Consider the following 5,606-nt stretch of genomic DNA (forward strand, 5'->3'; position numbering starts at 1 on the left):
ACAACATACGGTCTGCTCTTCCCCTTCCGGTCATGACGCCTTTCAGGAAAGTTCTTGCCCAGCAGAAACTTTTCGGGGACAAGGCCAACCCATTCCTTGTGCACGAGATTGAGCTGGAAGTGGTTATTTTCTCGTCCAAAGATCCTTTTTCATCAGATCCGGGAATTACGCTTGGCCAGGCGGTGCGAGCCATTGAAAATATCCGTGGAATGCTGGAGCAGAAGTTGGCGGCAGCAGCACAAAAGGCCGGAAAATCCCGTCCTTCCGACGGTTTCCTGTACCAAAATCCTGAAAGCAAGGGGACGCTTGCATTGATGGCTGCTGCACAGGAAGGGACCGGAAAGCCGGACCTTCCCCGCACCGGTTTACCCCGGGAAAGACGGGCCCGCGGAAGAGAAATCACGGCAGGCTTGCAGAGGCTCCGGAATAATCCCCAGGATCCGCGCTGGGCCCGTGCCAGAAGTGTTCCCAGAGCTCCGGTCGTTGCGCAGTAACAGTTTTGACCTTCTTCTGTGAATCTGTCATGAAGAACTCCCGGCGGGGCAGGGCTGTCGGGAGAATCCCATATGACACGATATATCTTCATTACGGGCGGCGTGGTTTCGTCGCTGGGCAAGGGCATTGCGGCGGCGGCCCTGGGGGCGCTGCTGCAGGCGCGCGGCTACAAGGTCCGCCTGCGCAAGCTGGATCCCTATCTGAACGTCGATCCCGGCACCATGAGTCCCTATCAGCATGGCGAGGTATTCGTCACCGACGACGGGGCGGAGACAGATCTGGATCTGGGCCATTACGAGCGCTTTACCGGCGTGTCTGCCCGCCGCAGCGACAGCACCACCACGGGCCGGATCTGGTCAACAGTGATTGCGCGGGAACGGCACGGCGACTATCTGGGCGCCACGGTCCAGGTGATTCCCCACATCACTGACGAGATCAAGGCCTTCATCCGGGGCGACCTGGCGGACGAGGATTTTGCCATCTGCGAGATCGGCGGCACAGTAGGCGATATCGAGGGTTTGCCCTTCCTGGAGGCCATCCGCCAGTTCGGGAACGAAGTGGGCCGTGACCGCGCCCTGTATGTGCACCTGACCCTGCTGCCCTGGATCGCGGCGGCGGAAGAGCTGAAGACAAAGCCCACCCAGCATTCGGTCCGGGACCTGCTGTCAGCGGGAATCCAGCCCTCTATCCTGCTGTGCCGCAGCGATCGCCCCATACCGGAAGGAGAGCGGCGCAAGATCGCCCTGTTCTGCAACCTGCAGCCCGGGCAGGTGATCGAGGCCCGGGACGTGGACACCATCTATCAGGTGCCGCTCAGCTATCACGAACAGGGCTTTGACACGCAGGTCCTGGAGTATTTCGGACTGCCGGCGGACAGGGAGCCGGATCTGGAGCGCTGGAAAACCCTTGTCCATCGCATCCGCCATCCGGAAAACACCGTGACCATCGGCGTTGTGGGCAAGTACACGGTGCTGCCCGACAGCTACAAGTCTTTGGCTGAGGCGCTGGTCCACGGGGGCATTGCGAACAATGCGAAGGTGGACCTGCGCTGGATCGATGCGGAGAGTTTCGAGGGCAGAGATGATTCCGTTCTGCGCCAGCTGGAAGATGTGGACGCCATTCTGGTGCCGGGCGGATTCGGGGTTCGCGGAACCGAGGGCAAGATCAGGGCTATCCGCTATGCCCGGGAAAACCGCATTCCATACCTTGGAATCTGCCTTGGCATGCAGATGGCGGTGATTGAGGCCTGTCGCTCCCTGCTGGGGATCAACGCCGGATCCAGCGAGTTTGGTACACCGGACCAGGAGCATGTGGTGGGCCTGATGTCCGAGTGGTTGCTGGGCGAAACCGTGGAAAAGCGGGGCAGGGGCGGCGACATGGGCGGGTCCATGCGCCTGGGGGAATACACCTGCGTCCTGCGGCCGGGCAGCCGGGGTGAGGCGGTCTATGGCACCCGGGAAATTTCCGAACGCCATCGCCACCGCTATGAAGTCAGTATGGCGTACAGGGACAGGCTGGAAAAGGCCGGCATGATCTTCAGCGGCCTGTCACCGGATGGCACCCTGCCGGAGATGGTGGAAATCCGGGACCATCCGTGGTTCGTGGCCGTCCAGTTCCATCCGGAGCTGAAATCCAGACCTCTGGATCCCCACCCCCTGTTTTCCGGTTTTGTGAAGGCGGCCCTGGACCGGCAGCGGAAGGCGCAAGTGCCGGCTCCCTGAGGGAAAGGGCTGTGCCCGGGATATACTTTCAGAAAAACCCCTTAGGCTGCGTATCTGTAGCCAGGGGGATCCATGCCCGAAGAAAAAATACATTTTGCCAATCCATGGCCAGGTGCGCCTGTTGAGGATCTGGCCTGGCTGATCCATGACAGCTGCGGGAACGGGGACTGGTCGGCAACAAAGTCCTTTCTGTCCCTGAAAGGGGAACAGGGGATGCTGCTCTTTCGCCTTGCCTTCGCTGAATCTGAAAACTGCAGGCAGCAGTTTGACGCAATGGTCCAGAACCCGCAAGGATGGGACATTTTTTGCAGGATTTTCAGGGAGTCTGCCGCAGTGTGGATTCTGGATGCCAGTACATTCGGGGATGCATTGCCCCCGGAAAGCCCCCGGACACAAAACCAGGTCGCAGGGCTGAGGCGGCTCATGGGGGCGCTGGGGCGGGCTGTAGGGTTTCTGGAGCTGGGATATCCAGATATGGAATCTGATGCCAAGCCCGCCTGTTAACAGAAGAGCATAGGGAAACGGAGCGGGAAATACAAGCTTTCGTCCGGGACAGGATCTGTGCCATACGCACCAGGTCGGGGCGCGGGCCCTGTTTTTGGGAAATGGGTGCGGAAATGACCTTCAGAACCTATGACATTGTCCAGATTACAGATTGCCATGACGAAAATCTGGACAGTGGCCAGCTGGCGGCGGTCAAGGTGCGCATGGCCTACAGCGCCTGGGCTGAGAAGCATGGCCTGCCGGTGTCCCAGATCCAGATGGTCCCGGCCGAGGAATTCAATACCGTCGATGCCGGATTCAGGTTTTCGGAAATTGTATCCACAAATCCCATGCCGGAACGCCTGCTTGTGGCTGTGAACGTGGCCCCTGCCATGGCGGGCAAAAGCGCCAACAACGAACGCGAACTGTTCGTTCTGGGAAAACTGAAAAACGGCCTGCATTTCGGGGGCACGTACAAGGGATACTGCCTGTCCTATATAAAGCCTTTGATCCAGGAAGTGTTTTACCTGACGGACAGCAACAACGGCAGCCAGTTCCGGTCCCTGGAGGTTCTGCCCCCGGCCCTGGTGGAATACGCCAGGGGGACCATCCGGAAGGACCGGCTGGAGGCCTTTGACCATACTGCTGTTATTCCGGACGCCCCGTCAGTTTCCCACGTTCTGGCCATCGACAATTTCCGCAACGTGAAAATCCGCCTGTCACCGGAAGACCGGGTATTTCTGGAAGGCGTCATGAAGGCGGGTGGAATCGAAGGTTCTCTTCCCGTTATCGATATCAGTTTTGCCGGGAAATCCGTGGAATTCGCCGTCAGTCCGAAGCCCAGCCCTTCCAAACCCCACTGGCGCGTTGTCCTGGGACAGCGGATGTTTGACGTGGAGGAAGGGGACAGCGTCCTGTCCCTGGCGTCCAGTTCCCGCCTTCTGGAGAGAAACGGCCAGTGGACCGGAAAGGTGGCCCAGCTGGCCACTATCCGCCGCCGGCCCCATGTGGCACTGGGGTATGAAGTGCCGCCGCTGGGCGCCGCGGTCTATTTCCGTCGCTGATCTGTCATTGAACCGTGACTGTTGATTATGACCTGACCATCTGCTGCAGGATCCGGAAACGGCATCGCGTCTGTACCTGCATTACGGCGATATGACGGATGCGACCCGTCTGGTAGCCCTTCTGTGGCAGATCCAGCCGGCCGATATCTCCTGCCTGAAAGGTGATCCGGCCCAAGCCCGGTCGGCCCTGGGCTGGAGCCCCCGAACTCCCTTGCCCGCCTGATCCGCGAAATGGTGGACAGTGATTTGACCGATGCACAGGCCGCTTCAGGAGCGGGACAGACGGGGGCTTGCGGCCACTCCCGCCCCATTGTTCTGCGTGCTGCGGAAGAGGGTGAGCCGCTTTCAGGTTTCTGATTTTCTGCCGGTGCGCACAAAAGTCCGGACAGCATCCGGCAGGTCGGTGGGCAGAAGGTTTTTCAGGGCTCCTTCCACCCGGATAACAGGATGTCCCGGACCGGGGCCTGTGTTCAGGCAGGACAGGAGGGGCAGTGCTCCGCCTGTCAGGCTGTAAACCGTGTGGATCAGGGTTCCCAGGGCAACGGCCTGCTGCCTTTCATGGGGGGAGAGGATTTTCCAGATCCTTTTTCCATCCTCCGGCAGGTGCGGGCCGCCATGCCGGGCGTGGACAGCCAGGGCCAGCGCGATCCGCTCGTGATGGCTGATCCCCAGGGCGGGGATATGCAGGGTTTCCAGGAAGGCCTGCTGGGCGCGCCAGTCCGGATCATCCATATGATCCCGGACAGACAGCAGGCACACGGCCTCTCTCAATCGCCGGTGGTCCGGTGCTTCATCGGGAAAAGCCGCTGAAGACCAGTCCTTCAGCTGTCTGGCCTCGTCTGTTTGCCCACCGGCCATCTCCCGGCACAGGGCGATCAGCGGATCCTGGTTCTGCTGGTCCGGGGACATGCGGCTGTACATCCAGCCTTCGCGCAGGCCGGTAGTGGAAAAAACAATCCGGTCCGGTTTCAGGCGGTCGCAGATCCGCTCCAGCAGAAGGGCTGCGGCAGGCAGGCTTTCCACCCTGTCCTTGCGGATGCCCGCTGTCGACAGGATTTTTGCCTTCCAGCGGACCAGGCGGATTGCGAAGTCCCGGGCTTCGTCGCGGTCCAGGGCATAGCCGTGCACATGGGGCAGGGGCCAGTCCACGGTGCGCATGTGCAGCCGGGCCAGCGCGCGCCAGGTGCCGCCCACCGCGAAAAAGGTCTGCCCTTTTGCCCGACCTGCATCCGGCCATGTGTCCAGATGGTGGTCGATATATTCCGCTGCATCGCGCAGGCTTTCCGCCACCCTGTCCCGCAGACGCAGGACGCCCAGGGGAAGGCTGATGCCCGGAGCAGGCTTTCCGTCTGCCAGCGGGGAAAGCTCCAGACTGCCGCCGCCCAGGTCGCCTGTGACGCCTGCGGCATTCCGGTGACCGGCGATAACGCCCAGAGCGGACAGGCGGGCCTCTTCCTCGCCGCTGATGATCCGGATCTGAAGACCGGCGCGGCGGTCTGCAGCGCCAATGAAATCCGTGCCGTCTGTGGCGTCGCGTACCGCAGCCGTGGCCAGGACATGGCACTCTCCGGCGCCCAGCTCCCGCGCGATCAGGGCAAAGCGCTCCAGACTGTCCAGGGCCTTGCGGGTGCCGCCGGGATGCAGTTCCCCCGTACTGTCCAGATCGCGGCCCAGACCGCAGGCGACCTTTTCGTTGACCAGGGGCAGCAGGCAGCGGTCCATGTCCCGGTACACCACCAGCCGGACCGAGTTGGATCCGATGTCGATGACGGCCACGGGTTGCTGCTGCATGGTTATTCCTTTTTCCGCACGGGTTTCAGAACAAGGCAGGGCGGGGTGGGTG

General features: G+C 61.3%; 5 protein-coding genes. 4 read left to right on the forward strand and 1 reads right to left on the reverse strand.

Annotation, left to right across the window (positions count from 1 at the left end):
* From M3O22_08435 to M3O22_08450, 4 genes are all read left to right on the forward strand, one after another.
* Positions 1-494, forward strand: a 494-nt coding sequence (locus tag M3O22_08435) for a hypothetical protein (GenBank protein ID MDP9196770.1), incomplete at its 5' end; no start/stop codon positions are given.
* A gap of 72 nt (positions 495-566) precedes the next feature.
* Positions 567-2,216 (forward strand): CTP synthase, encoded by a 1,650-nt coding sequence (locus M3O22_08440; GenBank protein MDP9196771.1) that lies wholly within the window; start codon positions 567-569, stop codon positions 2,214-2,216.
* A gap of 72 nt (positions 2,217-2,288) precedes the next feature.
* Positions 2,289-2,720, forward strand: coding sequence for a hypothetical protein (locus M3O22_08445; GenBank protein ID MDP9196772.1), 432 nt, complete (start codon positions 2,289-2,291; stop codon positions 2,718-2,720).
* 113 nt (positions 2,721-2,833) lie between these two features.
* Positions 2,834-3,763, forward strand: coding sequence for a hypothetical protein (locus tag M3O22_08450; protein ID MDP9196773.1), 930 nt, complete (start codon positions 2,834-2,836; stop codon positions 3,761-3,763).
* A gap of 345 nt (positions 3,764-4,108) precedes the next feature.
* Here M3O22_08450 and M3O22_08455 read toward each other — a convergent pair whose 3' ends face one another.
* Positions 4,109-5,554: a Ppx/GppA family phosphatase gene (locus M3O22_08455; GenBank protein MDP9196774.1), complete on the reverse strand. Its 1,446-nt coding sequence runs from the start codon at positions 5,552-5,554 to the stop codon at positions 4,109-4,111.
* Positions 5,555-5,606 lie beyond the last annotated feature (52 nt).

The organism is Pseudomonadota bacterium (assembly GCA_030775045.1).
Lineage (GTDB): Bacteria > Pseudomonadota > Alphaproteobacteria > JALYJY01 > JALYJY01 > JALYJY01.

Excerpts from the sequence above, each read along its gene's own strand:
- M3O22_08440 (MDP9196771.1), top strand. The coding sequence starts at position 567 with ATGACACGATATATCTTCATTACGGGCGGCGTGGTTTCGTCGCTGGGC.
- M3O22_08445 (MDP9196772.1), top strand. The coding sequence starts at position 2,289 with ATGCCCGAAGAAAAAATACATTTTGCCAATCCATGGCCAGGTGCGCCT.
- M3O22_08450 (MDP9196773.1), top strand. The coding sequence starts at position 2,834 with ATGACCTTCAGAACCTATGACATTGTCCAGATTACAGATTGCCATGAC.
- M3O22_08455 (MDP9196774.1), bottom strand. The coding sequence starts at position 5,554 with ATGCAGCAGCAACCCGTGGCCGTCATCGACATCGGATCCAACTCGGTC.